Source organism: Aeromonas sp. QDB25, assembly GCF_027707725.1.
Lineage (GTDB): Bacteria > Pseudomonadota > Gammaproteobacteria > Enterobacterales > Aeromonadaceae > Aeromonas > Aeromonas caviae.
The window spans coordinates 1-13,469 of the sequence record NZ_JAPCIZ010000052.1 but is presented as its reverse complement, the minus strand read 5'-3'; the positions used below and the strand labels follow the sequence as shown (position 1 = coordinate 13,469).

Here is a 13,469-nt window from a genome sequence, read left to right as displayed (position 1 = left end):
ACGGTGAGACAGGAACGCGCGATGTTGATTGAGTTTTCCAAAATGCACGGCCTCGGTAACGACTTCATGGTGGTGGATGGCGTCACCCAGAAGGTGTTCTTCAGCAACGACATCATCAAGAAGCTGGCGGATCGTCACTTCGGTATCGGCTTCGACCAGCTGTTGCTGGTGGAGCCGCCCTATGACCCCGAGCTCGACTTCCATTACCGCATCTTCAATGCCGACGGCAGCGAGGTGGAACAGTGCGGCAACGGGGCCCGTTGCTTCGCCCGTTTCGTGCGTCTCAAGGGGCTGGTCAACCGGGATCGCATCGCGGTCAGCACCGCCCGGGGCCGCATCACTCTGCAGCTGGAAGGGGAGAACCAGGTCACGGTCAACATGGGGGTGCCCCAGTTCGAGCCGGGCAAGATCCCGTTCCGTGCCCAGAAGGCGGAGAAGACGTATCTGCTGCGGGCCCAGGATCACACCGTGATGTGCGGCGCCGTCTCCATGGGCAACCCTCACTGCGTCATCGAGGTGCCCTCGGTGGCCGATGCGCCGGTGGAGACCCTGGGACCCATCATGGAGCGCCACGAGCGCTTCCCCGAGCGTGTCAACGTCGGCTTCATGGAGATGGTCAACGCCAGCGAGATCAAGCTGCGGGTCTTCGAGCGCGGGGTGGGGGAGACCCTGGCCTGCGGGACCGGGGCCTGTGCGGCCGTGGTGATAGGCATCAGCCAGGGCAAGCTCAAGGAGCGGGTCACCGTCACCCTGCCGGGTGGCAAGCTGACCATCGCCTGGAAGGGACCGGGTCAGCCCGTCTACATGACGGGGCCGGCCGAGCACGTCTTTGACGGCCAGATAGAGTTGTAGACAAGGAGCGGGTGATCCCGCTCCATCAACGGATCATATCGGGGCCCTTGGCCCCTTTTTCGGATGGATCAACCAAGTTATGAGCGAACTCAAACGGCAGGAATCACTGGTGGATGAAGCCACAGTGCTGGAGTACCTGGCCCGTTATCCCGAGTTTTTCCTGCGTCACGGGGCCATGCTGGACAAGATCCGCATTCCCCATGCGCAAAAGGGCACCATCTCCCTGGTGGAGCGCCAGCTGGACAGACAGCGGGAGCGCATCGAGCAGCTGGAGCAGGAGATCACCGAACTGATGGGGGTCGCCAGCGAGAACGAGCGGATCTTTCGGGTTTACGCGGATCTCTACGGGGAGATCTACGGCTGCCAGACCTTGTTCGAGCTGAGCGCCGTGATGGGCAAGGCCTTCGTCCAGCGGCTGCGACTCACCGGCCTGCGGCTCTGGCTCAATCCCAGGCATTTCCAGCTGAGTGGCCCCGAGCAGCGTTTCCTGGCGCAGGGCAAACAGCTCGAACAACTGCTGGGGCAGCGCCTGCCCGGCACGGACTACTATTTCGGCCGCCTCAACCAGAGCGAGAAGCAGGCGCTGTTTGGCAATGATGTGCTGGTCAACTCGGTGGCCCTGATGCGGCTCGGGGAGCTCGGCGTGCTGGCCTTCGCGAGCTCGGATCCCAGCCACTTCACCCCCCACAACGACACCCTGCTGCTGGGTCAGCTGGGGCGTCTGCTGCAGCTGCGTCTGCCCGAGCTGGCCCGTGGCTAAGGCAACGACCCGATCCCCTGCCAAGACGCCCCCTGCCGCCGACCCCCTGCCGGTCGCACTGGCGGGGGAGCTGGACGCCTTTATCGAATACCTGCGGGTCGAGCGCCAGCTCAGCCCCCACACCCGCAGCAACTATCAGGCCCACCTGGAAGCCATGACCGCCGAGCTGGTGAAGCTCGGGGTCGACGACTGGGCCCGGCTCGAGGCGAGCCAGGTGCGCAGTCTGGTGACCCGGATGCACAAGGGGGGGCTGGCGCCCCGTTCCCTTGCCACCAAGGTGTCGGCCCTGCGCAGCTTCTGCGACTGGCAGGTGCGCCAGGGGCGGCTCACCGCCAACCCGGCGCGGGGCATCGTCACCCCCAAGCAGGGGCGGCCCCTGCCCAAGAACCTGGACGTGGACGAGATGTATCAGCTGCTCAACATCACCGACGAGCAGGATCCGCTGGCGGTACGGGATCGCGCCATCATGGAGCTGATGTACTCCTCCGGCCTGCGTCTTGCCGAGCTGGTGGGGCTCAACCTCGCGGACGTGAAGCTCGAGGAGCGCCAGCTCAGGGTGATCGGCAAGGGCTCGCGGGAGCGGGTGCTGCCCATCGGGCGGATGGCGGTGGAGTGGTTGCACAAGTGGCTCAAGGTACGCCCCCTGCTGGCCGGTGACGAGGGGGAGGCATTGTTCGTCTCCAAGCGCAGGCAGCGGCTCTCGGCCCGCTCGGTACAGGAGCGGCTCGACGGCTGGGGCAACAAGCAGGCTCTCAATGCCCACGTGCACCCCCACAAGCTGCGCCACAGCTTCGCCACCCACATGCTGGAATCCTCCGGCGACCTGCGGGCGGTGCAGGAGCTGCTGGGGCATGCGGATCTCTCCACCACCCAGATCTATACCCACCTCGACTTCCAGCATCTGGCCAAGGTATATGACAGTGCCCACCCGCGGGCGAAGCGGGATCCGGAAACGCCGGAGGATGAGTGATGTGGTGTGCGATCTGCGGGGATGACAATCTCCACGTCGCCCGGGTCAGGCGGGAGCTCGCAACGCCAGAGGATGAGGAGTAAAGAGGAACAGCCATGCAGTTTTACCGTCGCTGGCAGCCGGTGGCCGCCATCTCGTTCGATCTGGACGACACCCTCTATGACAACGGCCCCGCCATCGCGCGGGCGGAACAGTGGATGCTGGACCACCTGCGCAGCGAATACCTGGCTACCGCCATGCTGGACAAGCCGCGCTGGCTCGCGCTCAAGCGCCAGTTGCTGCTGGACCACCCGGCGCTGAGCCACGACGTCAGCCTGGCGCGCCAGCGGGGCATTCGCGAGGCCCTGGTGCAGGGGGGCATGGAGCCCGGGCTGGCGGAGCAGCAGGCTCGGGCGGTGTTCACCGGTTTCATGGCCGAGCGCTCGAAGATAGAGGTGAGCGAGGCGACTCACGCCCTGCTGGCTCGTCTGGCGGCGCGCTACCCGCTGGCGGTGATCACCAACGGCAACCTGGATCTGGAGCAGGCGGGTCTGGCTGGCTACTTCACCCTGGTCTGCAAGGCGGGGGCGGGAGCCAGAATGAAACCGGCGCCCGACATGTTCGTGCAGGTGCAAGAGGCCCTGGGGCTGGCCCCCGGCCGCATCCTTCATGTGGGGGATCACCCGGTGACCGACGTGCTGGGTGCCAGGCTGCACGGCTTTCGGGCCGCCTGGCTCAACGAGAGCGGTCAGTCCTGGCAGTCGCTGTCGCTGCTGCCGGATGTGGAGCTGGGGCAGCTGCAGGATCTGGCCACCCTGCTGCTCCGAGCTGGGGGTGAGGGACAGATTCCGTGATCTATATCTGGCAATAACAACAAGGGAGCAAGGGCGTGAATGGAATGAAGGGTGTCATCTGGCTGGCGATCCCCATGGTGCTGGCGGGATGCGATCTGGTGCAAGACCGTTACCGGATGGAGTTCAGGGACGGATCCTGGCGGGAGATCGCCATCTCCCCGTTTTCCAACGAGGCGCGCTGGCGCGAGGGGTGTGCCACCGGCGAGATCCAGGTGGACATGACCTTGCCCCTGAAACGGGGCAAGGTGGTGAATGGCCGGGAGCAACTGCTCATCGGCGGCGAGCTGTTCGAGCTGGAGGATGCCCGGCTCTATCGCGGCAACGGCATGGTGCTCGGGCAGGCCCCGGACCATATCCAGCGGGGCCTCAAGGGGCTGGATGTCTGCCGAACCCTGCGCCCTGATCGCGGGGCCCTGCCCAAGCTCAAGGGCAAGGGATTTGGCGACTAGCCCGTCTGCTGCCTGAGCGGGCGGCAGGCGTCGCCGAAGGCAGTGGACAGCTTGATGGCGTGGGGGGGTCACAGGCCCGCCACGTCGGATGCCTCCGGGCAGCCCCCGATGCACGGGGCCCTGCCCGGCTCAAGGGCAAGGGGTCGGCGACTAGCCGACCTGCTGCCTGAACCGGCGGCAGGCGTCGCCAAAGGCGGTGAAGAGCTTGATGGAGTGGGGGTTCTCGCTGGCCTTCCACTCCGGGTGCCACTGCACCGCCAGCAGGAAGGGGGAGAGGGCGGGAGCGTGGATCGCCTCGATCAGCCCGTCTTCGGCATGGGCCAGGGGGGCCAGCCCCTTGGCCAGCGTCTTGATCCCCTGCCCATGGAGGGAGTTGACCGGAATCGACGGCTGCCCCATCAGCTCGGCCAGCCAGGTACCGGGCACCAGCTCGACCTGATGGCTCTCGCCATACTGCTCGTCCACCGGGTCATCCGCATCCTCCCGATGATCGTCATAACCCGGCTCGCAATAGACCTTCTGGTGAATGTCGCCCCCCAGGGCCACGTTGATCTCCTGCATGCCGCGGCAGATCCCGAGGATCGGCAGGCCACGGTCGAGGGCGGCGCGCACCAGGGGAATATCGAACAGATCCCTGTCCCTGTCCTGGGGCTTCTCCGGGGTGAGGTTCTCCTGGCCATAGAGGGCAGGATCGATGTTGGAGCCAGCACCGCTCAGATAGACTCCGTCGGCGAGGTCCAGATACTGCTCCAGATCCTCGGTGCCACAGCAGGTGGGCACCAGCAGCGGCACGCAGCCGCTGATCTCCACCAGAGGCTTGATGTATTTGTGGGTCATGACCTGGTAGGCGTGGCCACTGCGGGCCTGGGCCCCCATGGTCATCAGCACGACGGGTTTGTTATGGGAACTGGGGTTGGGCATAGGTCACCTTGGCTATCCTTGGCGGTCTCATCCTGCGCCTTGGGAAGGCCCTTGCCGCCTCGGCTCGCAAGGGCATGCCTCAAGGCATGGTCGTGGGATCAGGGTCGCGCCAGCGTGCCAGAATCGTCGGTCAGCCTTGGCAACGACAGCCTGGATCCTGCCTCCAGTCTGCCAAGGCCGTTCAATATGTCAAACGAAATGATGCAATTATGTTAACCGTTGATGCCGGGATACGGCTGAGAGTCCCATTTAAAGGGACTTGAGGGGGAGGGGCTGGTGCGGCGAGAGATTTGATGGTGGATATATTAAACATCTGGCCGGGCGGCCGGATAGCAGAAGGGGCCCACAGGGCCCCTTGTCGACTCAGGCGTTCAGGATGAAACGCTCGATCACCTGGGCGACCCCGTCTTCATCGTTGCGCCCCGTGGTGTGCTGTGCCAGCGCCTTGATCTCGTCGGTGGCGTTGCCCATGGCGACCCCGAGTCCGGCGTAGGCGATCATGTGGTGATCGTTGCCCGCATCCCCCACCGCGATCACCTGGGAGGCATCCAGCCCCAGGTGCTCGGCCAGGGCGGCGACGCCGGTGCCCTTGTTGCTGCGCTTGTTCATGAACTCGAGGAAGTAGGGGGCGCTGCGCACCACGGTATAGCGCTCGTGGAGTTCGGCGGGCAGCTGGGCGATGGCACGGGAGAGCAGGGGCTCGGGGTCAATCATCATCACCTTCATGATCTGCTCGTCGTCGGGCAGGGTGGCGAAGTCCACCAGGTTGATGGGTTGACCGATGAGGCGGGATTCGTGCTCGGTGTAGGGGCTGATCCTGGGGCTGATGAGCCCCTGGCGGACGGAGAAGCCGTGGATGTTCACCCCCAGCTCACAGGCCAGGTGGGCGATGGCACGGGCGTCGCTGCCGGTCAGCAACTGGCTGCGGATGATGCGTTGCTCGGACACCTGCTGCACCAGGGCGCCGTTGTAGCAGATGACGTAGTCATCCTGGCCGGTGAGGCCCAGCTCGGTCAGGGCGGCGGTCATGCCTTCCAGCGGGCGGCCGGAGGCCAGCACCACGGTCACGCCCCTGGCGCGGGCTGCCGCGATGGCGGCCTGGGTGCGGGGGGAGATTCGGCCCTCTGGGGTCAGTAGGGTGCCATCCATATCCAATGCGATCAGCTTGTACATCTTCTCACTACCTGAGTCTGGCCGGCCCGCCCGATGGGGCCATGGGGAGGCCGAGTGTAGCGAAAATCGCCGCCGGGATCACGCCGCCTGCCGACGCGGGGGCACGTTGCCCCTCAGCGCTGGCCCTGGTAGGGGGTCAGTTGCAGCTGATCTTCCCGGATGGCGAAGTGGATGGGGCCGTGCTCGATGTCGACCCTGTTGTGGTGGTGGGCCATCTCCACCTCGACGCCGGGGAAGAGGCGCTGGGTGGCGATGATGTCCATGTTGGCCATGAGCGCTTGCAGCTCCCGCTGCGCCTCGGCGAGCTGCTCGTCCAGGCTCTTGCTCTCGTCGAACTGGCGGGTGCGCAGCGCCTTGATCTTCTGCAGGGTCTCGGGATTGCGCTTGTCACGAGGCAGTTGCAGCAGCCGCAGGATGAGATCCTGCAGCTTGTCTATCTGCTCGGCGCAGGTCTGTTTGCGCTGGCGCAGCGCCAGCTCCTGCTCCTTCTGGCTGAAATAGCCACCGAGGATCTGCAACCGGGTCCGGTTGGCCGCCGAGGCTCCGAGCACCGGGGCCATGATGAGCCGGTTGGCGATGTTGATGCCGCCGATGAGGTGCCCCTTGCGCATGGCGCTGTCCCCCACCTTGAGATCCTGGCCGCTGCGGCAATAGCAGTGGCTGAGCTGGCTCAGGATATGGATGTCGCCATCGGCCTCCAGCCTGGCGTACTGGGCATAGCTGGCGTGGATCTCCCCCCCGGCGTTGAGGTGGCAGAGGTATTCGTCGTCCGCCAGCTTGCGCCCTATGATGCCGTTGCGCACCGTGATGGTGCCGCCGGATTCGATGTAGCCGCCCTCGACGAAGCCGCCGATCACCACGTCCCCGCTGGTCTTGACGCGCATGCCGGGCATGACGTCCCCGGTGACCAGCAGGGATCCCTCGAACTCGACGTGGCCGTGGCGGATGTCGACCTGCTTGACGTTGAGCACCTCGTCGACCCGCATCCCGGCACGCTCCTGACAGGGGAGTCCCGGGCGTGTCGCCAGCAGCAGGTCCGGATCCTCGGGGGAGAGGCAGGTGCCGTCACCCGGCGTCATGGCGCTCTCCTTGCCGTAGCGGGCGGTCAGGGTCTGGCCCGTCACGGTGAAGCCGTCGATGCCCTGGGTGGCGGGGTGCCTGCGCATCAGCAACGCCCCCGCCTTGACGGTGAGCAGGGTGCCGAGGTCGCGCATGTCCACCTTGCCGTGATCCCGCTCCTGGGGTTTGAGGATCCGCTCGGCTGCGGTCTCCACCAGCCGCTCCAGGCGGGTATCCAGACCGTGCCTGGCGGCCTTGCCGAGGGCGATGACGGGATTGAGCTGGGCACCGGGGGCCGCCTCACCCGCCGCCTGGATGGCGGCGGCAAGCAGTCGCTCACTCACCCCCTGCTTGACCGTGCTGGCCGCCAGGGCCTCCTGCAACCGGGCCAGGGTCAGGGGCTGGCCGCCCCAGTCTGCGGTGATTTGCGCCCTGGCGCTCATCTGGTCCTTGTCCACCTGGATGAGCAGCCTGGCATCCTGGCGCCGGGCAATGGGGACTGGCGGATGCGCGGGGGCATCCGGCTCTGCGATGAGGGCGTTGAGCAGGGTGACGGCTTCGCGGATCCCCTCGCCGAGGGGTTCGTAGCGCCGACAGTTGGAGAGTCGCAGCAGGGCCAGGACGTCGCTTTCCTGGATGGGCTCGGTGAGGCCCGGGGTGATGCGCAGGCAGACATAGCTCATGTCGGCCGACAGCTGAAACCACGCTTTGCTTAACACCGGGCCCTCCTTCGTTGTCCCTGTCCGGTTTGCCCCATGCCGGGGCCTCTCCTTGCCGGCATCCAATGCCGCCGGGGCGGATCCAACGCGCAGTATTCGGGTATTTTTCCTTCCGGGTCAACGATCTGAATGCAAATGGGTGAGCCGGGTTGAGGAAATATCGGCTGACGGGAGAGAGGCGGAGCCGGCCATGCCATGGGCTCCATTGCGGTTTTTTAGCGCAATATGCTGACGTTTTATGCTTTCGCTATCCAGAGTGTCCATCACGTTCAAGGAGGCGACGCAAATCACCTTGCCAGGCAGGAAAAGAAGGATTTTAATCTGCCGCCGCCCCAGGGCGAGGAACCTGGTCGCCATCGATCAGCACCTTTTTCTGTCCAACCGAACGAGCCCCATGACCGCCCAAGGCCACCTGCTGTTTTCCGTCACCTGCGTCCTGCTTGCCCACAAGGTCGAACTGACTCCGGCCCTGGCCGATGCCAGCCTGTGGCACATCGTCCCCATGGCCCTGGCGAGCGCCCTGCTGCCGGATCTCGATCACCCCCGTTCCCTGCTCGGGCGGCAACTGCCCTGGATCTCGGGGCCGCTCTCCCGGCTGTTCGGCCATCGCGGTTTCACCCACAGCCTGCTGGCGGTGGGGATGGGGGTCTGGGGGCTGGCCCAGGTGGAAGCCCCCTGGTTGCTGTCGGGGGCGGTGAAGGATGCCCTCATCGTGGGCTATCTCAGCCATCTGCTGGGGGACTGGCTCACCCCCATGGGCATTCCCCTGCTCTGGCCCTGGCGTCGGCGCTTTCGCCTGCCCGGCCTGCCCCTCAAGAGCGGCGGGGGTTACGAGAGGGCCTTCTGCCTGCTGACCCTGGCGCTCGCCGGGTACTGGGTCCATGGCGGTGCAGGCTTGGCTCACTTCTAGCCCCGGGCGCCCTCCTGGCACCTGGCCGTTCGGGTCAGGGTGAGGTAATCGGCGAGCACCGGCAGCCCCAGCAGGTGGCGGCGCAGCATGTCGAGGGCGGCGAAGGCGAGGATCCGGCGACCGCTCGCGGGATCCGGGTGGCTGACCCTGAGCGTCTGGCCGTGCAGTTGCCCGTCGGCGCAGAGCAGCAGCGGCACGCCGTCCGGCCCGGCACGGCCTATGGTGAGGCTCAGGGGGGCGGCGGGCACCGCCAGTTGAGTCAGATCGTCGCTCAGGGTGTGGCTGAAGCCGGCGGTCAGTGCCGGGTGCCCGTGACACATGGTCAGCAGGGCGCCCCGGCTCTCTCCTTCTTGCAGGTGCAGCGACCGCTCCCCCAGCAAGGCCAGGATCTGGCTGGCAGGCGCCTCGTTGCCACGCCCCACCAGCCAGGGGGCGATGGCCGCAAGCAGCCTCGCCTCGGCGGCGTCCATGTCGGCGGTGCTGGCACCGTGGCCGATGAGCTTGAGCTCGATGAGGGGCATGGAGGAGCGGTAACCCAGCTCGATGCCGGCAGGCCAGGGGGCCGCATCCAGCATGTCGCTGAGGGCGGACTCCGAGACGCCGAAGGTGTAGAAACGGCGCAGCTCGGTGTCGGTCTCTTCCCCGGCCAGCGCCTTGAGGCGGGGCATGATCTGTTCGCGCACCATCTGCTTGAACTCGAACGGCACGCCCGGGGTGAAGAAAAGCCGGCTCTGGCCGTGGCTGGCCGGGTGGCGGACCACAAAGCCGCAGGCGGTGCCCACCGGGTTGTCGAGGATCTCGCAGTCCCGGGGCAGCCAGGCCTGCTTGGTGTTGCTCCGGGCCATGGTGCGGCCCCGGCTGGCATAGCGTTCGGCCATGGTGGCGAGCCAGTCCGGGAACAGGGTCAGGGGCTGGTCAAACGCCTCGGCCGCGGCCTGGGCGGTGAGGTCGTCCGCCGTGGGGCCGAGCCCCCCGCACACCAGTACCACCTCGGCGCGGTTGGCGCTCTCCTGCAGCACGGCTGTCAGATCCGCGAGGTTGTCCCCCACGGTGGCGCGGCGGCGCACCTGCCAGCCCTGCTCCAGCAAGAGGGCGCTGAGCCAGGCGGCATTGGTGTCCACCACCAGGCCGGTCACTATCTCGTCGCCTGTGCTGATGATCTCGATGCGCATGGGGACTCCTTGGGTGGGGCCAGCCCTCTCAGGGCTTGCCGTGTTCGAAGTAGTAGCTGATCCGGGTGCGGGGGTTGAGGTATTCGAACACCGCCGGGGGCAGGCGTTTGGGCTGGATCACCTTGGCGATGGTCAGCCCGGCCGCGTCGAGGTCGATGATGGCCGCCTCCTGGCGCGGAATGCGGGGGTCGTATACCAGCACTGCGGGGTAGAGCAGGCGGGAGGCGTTGACCGACATCACCAGCCCCACCTGGCCGTTGGAGAGCTGCACCACGCTGCCCGGGGGATAGACCCCCATCAGCCGGATCAGCATGCCGAGGTGATCGGCGTTGAACTGGGACTTGCGCTGCTTGTAGAGGCTGCCGAGGGCCGCGTAGGGTACCTTGGCCTCCAGGTGGCAGAGGTTGTCGTACTCGTTGATGAGGGAGACGATCTGGGTGAGGGGATCGAGCTGATCCCCCTTGAGCCCCTGGGGGCCGGTGCCGTCCAGGTACTCGTGGTGGTTCTGCACTATCTGCTTGGCCGCTTCCGGAAAATCGCTGACCAGCCCCAGCAGTTCCAGGCCGTAGCGGGGATGCTGGGCCATCAGGTTCTGCTCCGGCTTGGTCAGCGGCTCCGTCTTGCGCAGGATCTGGCTCGGGATCCTCAGCTTGCCGATGTCGTGGAACAGTGCCCCCATGCCGACCTGGCGGATCGCCTCGGCCGGCAACTTGCACTCCCGGGCGAGCAGCATGCTGAGCACGCTGACGTTGAGGGAGTGAAACTGCAGGCTGTTGCCATCATCGCTGTCAGAGACCAGGTGCAGCACCATCTCGTCCACCGAGAGGAGCTGCTCCGTCATGGCGTTGATCAGCTCCTGGGCCTCGCTGATGGCGTTGAGGGGGCGGGACTGGATCTTGCCCATGAGGTTGCGCACCTGGGCCAGGGATTGGCGGAACTGTTTCTCGCACTGCTGCAGGTCGCGGCGATAGCGCTGCAACTGCTCGATGCGCCGCAGTTTCTCCTGCTGCATCTCCTCCTGGCGGGCGACGAGACCCTCTCCCTCAACCTCATCCGCCTGGGGCTGGGTCTGTCCGAGGGGCTTGGGCGGCGTGTCGCTCTTGTCGGGAATGATGGTCACCAGCTTGAGGCCAAGGCGACGAATGAGCTCGATCTCCTCCTCGCTCTTGAGCTTGAAGCTGGAGAACAGAAACGGGTGCTCACGCCATCCCAAAGGCAGGGAGACATAATTGCCGACTTGCAGCCGTTCTACGGAGATCTTGATTCCTGTCATGGGGTTGGGCACGAGGGACACACTGAGCCGTATGCTAGTCAAAGGGCGGGGTGAATACAAAAGGTATCTGATGACAGCGGGAGCGCTTTATTATAGGCTTCTAGATGTCCAGACATATTTACCGATGCAGTACAGGGAGTCAGCATGCCGATCAAGATCCCGGACCAGTTGCCCGCCGCCGAAGTGCTGGGGCAGGAGAACATCTTCGTGATGACGGAATCCCGGGCCGTCACCCAGAACATCCGCCCGCTGCGGGTGCTCATCCTCAATCTGATGCCCAAGAAGATAGAAACCGAGATCCAGCTGATGCGGATGCTCTCCAACTCGCCCTTGCAGGTGGACGTGGATCTGTTGCGCATCGACGATCGGGAGTCGAAAAACACGCCCCAGGCGCACCTGGAGAACTTCTATCACGACTTCGAGCAGGTGAGAGGCAACAACTACGACGGCATGATCATCACGGGGGCGCCGCTCGGGCTGGTGGAGTTCGAGGAGGTGGTCTATTGGCCCCGCATCGTCGAGATCATCGAGTGGTCCCATCAGCATGTCACCTCCACCCTCTTCCTCTGCTGGGCGGTGCAGGCGGCGCTGAAAGCCTTGTACGGCATGGAAAAGCAGACCCACGGCGAGAAGCTCTCCGGGGTCTATCGCCACCACCGCCTCGACGAGCACGAGGCGCTGCTGCGCGGCTTCGATGACGAATTCGTGGCGCCCCACTCCCGCTATGCGGCCTTCGACGGGGATCTCATCCGCGCCCACACCGATCTGCAGATCTTCGCCGAGTCGGAAGAGGCGGGCGTCTATCTGGCCGCCACCAAGGATTGTCGCCAGGTGTTCGTCACCGGCCACCCGGAATATGACGCCCTGACCCTGGATGGGGAATACCGGCGGGATCTGGCGGCCGGGCTCACCCCCGTCATTCCGGTCAACTATTACCCGAACAACGACCCAAGCCAGACCCCGCGCGCCACCTGGCGTAGCCACGGTCACCTGCTGTTTTCCAACTGGCTCAACTATTACGTCTACCAGTTGACCAGCTACAAGGTGGAAGACATCGGCAAGGTGTTTACCTACCAGCAGCCCAAGGGATAGAGCCCATCAGTCCGCCCCGGCCAGCCGCCGTCCACGGGTATCGAGCCAGTGACGGTGGCAGGCCAGGGTGAAGGCCCGTGGCCGTCTGGCCCGGATGAGGGTCATGGCCTCCTGCTGGGGCAACCCCTGGGCCATCAGCAGCAGGGCGGCCGCCAGCCCGGTACGCCCGCTTCCGCCGTGGCAGTGAATGGCAAGGTGCCGTCCCTCGCGCAGCAGGGCGAGCAGTCGGGGTTGCACCCCGGGCCAGGCCTGTTCGAAGGCGGCATCCGGTGCCTCGTCATCCGCAATGGGCAGATGGAACCAGCTCATGCCTCTGGCCTGCACCAGCTGCCCGAGAGAGAGGGACCCGCACAGGGCCAGCTCCTCCTCCGTCATCAGGGTCAGCACCCCGCCGGCACCGGCCAGCTGCAGCTGGGCAAGGGCGTGGGCCATGGGGACTTGCTGGCTGCCGGGGCAGGGGGTGAGCAGGAGCTGGCCGTCGAGCCGTGGAACGTCCAGGCTCCAGAAGGGATGGGCACTGAGCATGGGGTTCCTCGTGGTGGTCGGGATCAATGGGATGGGCATCCCGCGGGTGCGGCACAGCATAGAGGGGCCGGAGGCGATGTCAATCTGCGTTGTGTTCGGCCCGGTTTACGGGCAGAGTCTAAAACAATCGAGCGATGCAAGGAGTAAAGATGAGAAACCTGGATCAACTGGACTTGGACATCCTGGCCCATCTGTTTCGCGATGCGGGCATGACCAACAAGGATTTGGCGGCCCTGGTCGGGGTGGCGCCGTCCACCTGTCTGGAGCGGGTGCGCAAGCTGCAGCAGGATGGCGTGCTCAAGGGGGCGCACTGCGAGGTGGATTACCAGGCCTTGGGCGGACACATCCAGGCCATGGTCTCCCTGCAACTGGCCCGTCACAGCCGCCAGATCATCGATGCGTTTCGCGACGCCATCCTGGCCCTGCCCGAGGTGATCAGCCTGTTCCACATGGGCGGCAAGGATGATTTCCTGGTGCACCTGTGCGTCTCCGATACCGAACACCTGCGCAATTTCGTCTTCGATCACTTCACCTCCCGGGAAGAGGTGGTGCACCTCGAGACCTCCCTGGTGTTCGAGCACAGGTTCAGCCGCTCGCTTCCCTGCTTCCCCCACCCCTGACGGGGCTAGCCGCAAGAAAAAACCGCCCGAGTGAAGTGAACCCCATTTATTGGACACGTTAGCTGGCGGATGACATGGCCTGAGCTCGGTACTGTACCGGGCTCAGGCCGTTTAGTTTTACTTTGAGCCGTTCATGGTTGT

Annotated in this window: 16 protein-coding genes; 8 read left to right on the top strand and 8 right to left on the bottom strand. The window is 65.4% G+C overall.

From position 1 onward, the window contains the following. Nucleotides 1-21: 21 nt before the first annotated feature. The 5 genes from dapF to PG883_RS16385 all read left to right on the top strand — a co-directional run bounded on the left by dapF (nucleotide 22) and on the right by PG883_RS16385 (nucleotide 3,864). Nucleotides 22-852 carry a diaminopimelate epimerase gene (dapF, locus tag PG883_RS16405; RefSeq protein WP_029313578.1) on the top strand — a complete coding sequence of 277 codons (831 nt, stop codon included), beginning with the start codon at nucleotides 22-24 and terminating at the stop codon, nucleotides 850-852. Nucleotides 853-931: 79 nt separating this feature from the next. Next, nucleotides 932-1,612 (top strand): DUF484 family protein, encoded by a 681-nt coding sequence (locus tag PG883_RS16400; protein WP_010672702.1) that lies wholly within the window; start codon nucleotides 932-934, stop codon nucleotides 1,610-1,612. After that, nucleotides 1,605-2,582 carry a tyrosine recombinase XerC gene (xerC, locus tag PG883_RS16395; protein ID WP_113069085.1) on the top strand — a complete coding sequence of 326 codons (978 nt, stop codon included), beginning with the start codon at nucleotides 1,605-1,607 and terminating at the stop codon, nucleotides 2,580-2,582. The genes PG883_RS16400 and xerC overlap by 8 nt, the downstream gene beginning before the upstream one ends. Before the next feature lie 95 nt (nucleotides 2,583-2,677). Next, complete coding sequence (locus PG883_RS16390) at nucleotides 2,678-3,415, top strand: HAD-IA family hydrolase (protein ID WP_270807401.1); 738 nt, start codon at nucleotides 2,678-2,680, stop codon at nucleotides 3,413-3,415. A 44-nt stretch (nucleotides 3,416-3,459) separates the two neighbouring features. Further along, complete coding sequence (locus PG883_RS16385; RefSeq protein ID WP_124813171.1) at nucleotides 3,460-3,864, top strand: hypothetical protein; 405 nt, start codon at nucleotides 3,460-3,462, stop codon at nucleotides 3,862-3,864. Nucleotides 3,865-4,014: 150 nt separating this feature from the next. On the opposite strand, the gene PG883_RS16380 is transcribed toward PG883_RS16385, so the two are convergent. The 4 genes from PG883_RS16380 to PG883_RS16365 all read right to left on the bottom strand — a co-directional run bounded on the left by PG883_RS16380 (nucleotide 4,015) and on the right by PG883_RS16365 (nucleotide 8,093). Beyond that, nucleotides 4,015-4,785 (bottom strand): gamma-glutamyl-gamma-aminobutyrate hydrolase family protein, encoded by a 771-nt coding sequence (locus PG883_RS16380; RefSeq protein WP_043154048.1) that lies wholly within the window; start codon nucleotides 4,783-4,785, stop codon nucleotides 4,015-4,017. 363 nt (nucleotides 4,786-5,148) lie between these two features. Beyond that, nucleotides 5,149-5,958 carry a sugar-phosphatase gene (gene yidA / locus PG883_RS16375; protein ID WP_041214347.1) on the bottom strand — a complete coding sequence of 270 codons (810 nt, stop codon included), beginning with the start codon at nucleotides 5,956-5,958 and terminating at the stop codon, nucleotides 5,149-5,151. Between the two features lie 113 nt (nucleotides 5,959-6,071). Then, nucleotides 6,072-7,736, bottom strand: a complete 1,665-nt coding sequence (locus PG883_RS16370; protein ID WP_333563556.1) for a DUF342 domain-containing protein — start codon at nucleotides 7,734-7,736, stop codon at nucleotides 6,072-6,074. A gap of 117 nt (nucleotides 7,737-7,853) precedes the next feature. Beyond that, nucleotides 7,854-8,093, bottom strand: a complete 240-nt coding sequence (locus PG883_RS16365; protein ID WP_270807400.1) for a hypothetical protein — start codon at nucleotides 8,091-8,093, stop codon at nucleotides 7,854-7,856. A gap of 37 nt (nucleotides 8,094-8,130) precedes the next feature. Here PG883_RS16365 and PG883_RS16360 point away from each other — a divergent pair, with 37 nt between their 5' ends. Beyond that, nucleotides 8,131-8,646: a metal-dependent hydrolase gene (locus tag PG883_RS16360; protein WP_010672710.1), complete on the top strand. Its 516-nt coding sequence runs from the start codon at nucleotides 8,131-8,133 to the stop codon at nucleotides 8,644-8,646. Here the strand turns inward: PG883_RS16360 and PG883_RS16355 are convergent. Next, nucleotides 8,643-9,818, bottom strand: coding sequence for a competence/damage-inducible protein A (locus PG883_RS16355; RefSeq protein ID WP_048208950.1), 1,176 nt, complete (start codon nucleotides 9,816-9,818; stop codon nucleotides 8,643-8,645). The two genes, PG883_RS16360 and PG883_RS16355, sit on opposite strands and share 4 nt — an antisense overlap. 28 nt (nucleotides 9,819-9,846) lie before the next feature. Beyond that, on the bottom strand, nucleotides 9,847-11,091 hold the full coding sequence (locus tag PG883_RS16350; protein ID WP_029313584.1) for an HD-GYP domain-containing protein: 1,245 nt from the start codon (nucleotides 11,089-11,091) through the stop codon (nucleotides 9,847-9,849). Between the two features lie 144 nt (nucleotides 11,092-11,235). On the opposite strand from PG883_RS16350, the gene metA reads away from it, so the two are divergent. Continuing rightward, on the top strand, nucleotides 11,236-12,183 hold the full coding sequence (gene metA / locus PG883_RS16345) for a homoserine O-acetyltransferase MetA (protein WP_010672713.1): 948 nt from the start codon (nucleotides 11,236-11,238) through the stop codon (nucleotides 12,181-12,183). Between the two features lie 6 nt (nucleotides 12,184-12,189). Here metA and PG883_RS16340 read toward each other — a convergent pair whose 3' ends face one another. Beyond that, entirely contained in the window at nucleotides 12,190-12,708 is a 519-nt protein-coding gene (locus tag PG883_RS16340; protein WP_270807399.1) for a phosphatase domain-containing protein, read from the bottom strand. A gap of 149 nt (nucleotides 12,709-12,857) precedes the next feature. Between PG883_RS16340 and PG883_RS16335 the strand changes: the two genes are divergently transcribed. Beyond that, the gene (locus PG883_RS16335; RefSeq protein ID WP_010672715.1) at nucleotides 12,858-13,328 is read left to right on the top strand and encodes an Lrp/AsnC family transcriptional regulator; all 471 of its coding nucleotides are present in this window, start codon (nucleotides 12,858-12,860) and stop codon (nucleotides 13,326-13,328) included. Nucleotides 13,329-13,386: 58 nt separating this feature from the next. Here the strand turns inward: PG883_RS16335 and PG883_RS23875 are convergent. Continuing rightward, on the bottom strand, nucleotides 13,387-13,469 hold an 83-nt coding region (locus tag PG883_RS23875; protein WP_333563557.1), incomplete at its 5' end, for an IS3 family transposase.